Origin of the sequence: Mesorhizobium sp. M7A.F.Ca.ET.027.03.2.1, assembly GCF_003999175.1 — a bacterium.
Lineage (GTDB): Bacteria > Pseudomonadota > Alphaproteobacteria > Rhizobiales > Rhizobiaceae > Mesorhizobium.
Window position 1 is genome coordinate 1 of the sequence record NZ_RZOM01001465.1, and the last position, 1,100, is coordinate 1,100.

Annotated in this window: 2 protein-coding genes; both read right to left on the reverse strand. The window is 63.5% G+C overall.

The window, feature by feature from the left end; genetic code table 11:
• A partial coding sequence (locus tag EN750_RS35645; RefSeq protein WP_127399369.1) for an HK97 family phage prohead protease occupies positions 1-347 on the reverse strand: 347 nt, incomplete at its 3' end.
• 1 nt (position 348) lies between these two features.
• Positions 349-1,100: phage major capsid protein (locus EN750_RS35650; protein ID WP_127399370.1), on the reverse strand; the 752-nt coding region annotated here is incomplete at its 5' end.

Here is a 1,100-nt window from a genome sequence, read left to right on the forward strand (position 1 = left end):
CCCTTGGGGATGGTGAAACCAAAGCTGGCACCGCCGATGTCGCCACGCTCCGCAAGCGTAAGCACGTCTCGGCCAGCCGTAGTGTCCGGCACGTCCAGCGAGAAGTGCAGCCCGCGGCTATCTTCGGCCAGCCGCAACGTTCCCGACCTAGTGCGCGCTAGCACTTTCTCAGGTGAGTGATCGGAGAGGGCCAGGATATCCCGGCCCTCCCTAATCGTGTTAGAGAACGCGCCGGGCCGGATGATCTCGCGAAAGTCGGCCACGCGCGCTTCTAAGTTGAAAACAGCCGCATAGCCTTCTAGCTTTCGGCCGACTGCGCGAAGTTCAATTCCTGCCCGACGCTCCATATTACGCCACCTGCACGCCGGTCAGGATCTGCAGCTGCTGAGCACGGCCCGCCGAAACATCGGCCGTAACGAGACCGGTGAGCCGCAGTCCGCCAGAAGCCGCGTCGCTGAACGGATCCCTAATCAGATCAACACCGCCCCAAAGGCCGACGAAGAACGGCGCAACGCCGCCGACGCTGGTCGTCAGCAACGCCTTGGTAGCGAGCGGAGAGCCAGTCGGAGCCGCAAGGCCATTGGTCGTCATCACCGGAGCAGGGACGTTCTTGGTCAGACGGTCCCACTCGGTCACGGCCGTCGAGGTGATGTAGGTGCCATCCATCTTATCGAAGACTTCCGGACGGATAAGCAGGTTGACGTCACCGGGACCGGTGGCTGCATTGTCCGTCATGAAGCGCACAATGGCCGAACGGAAAGCCGCCCAAGATGCAGCCGCTGCTACCGACGTCGACGTGATGGAATAGCTGCCGACAAGCAGGCCGGCCGGTTCACCGGACGCGCCCGCGCCGAGGAACACCGCTTTGTCGAGCGCCTGCGCGATACAGCCGTTCATGTCACGGCGAACAGCCTGCTCCAGTGCGTCGCCGGACTGCTTAAGCGTCTTTCGCGTGAGCTTCATCTGCACGCCCAACGTGTTGTTGGGTGCGATCGTGCGCTGGGCGGTGCTGTAGGCCGCAGCGCTGCCAACGGCGCCGGTTTCCGAGGTCTGCCAGGCCGCCGCGACCGACGACGAGGTGAGCGGGTATTCTTCCGATC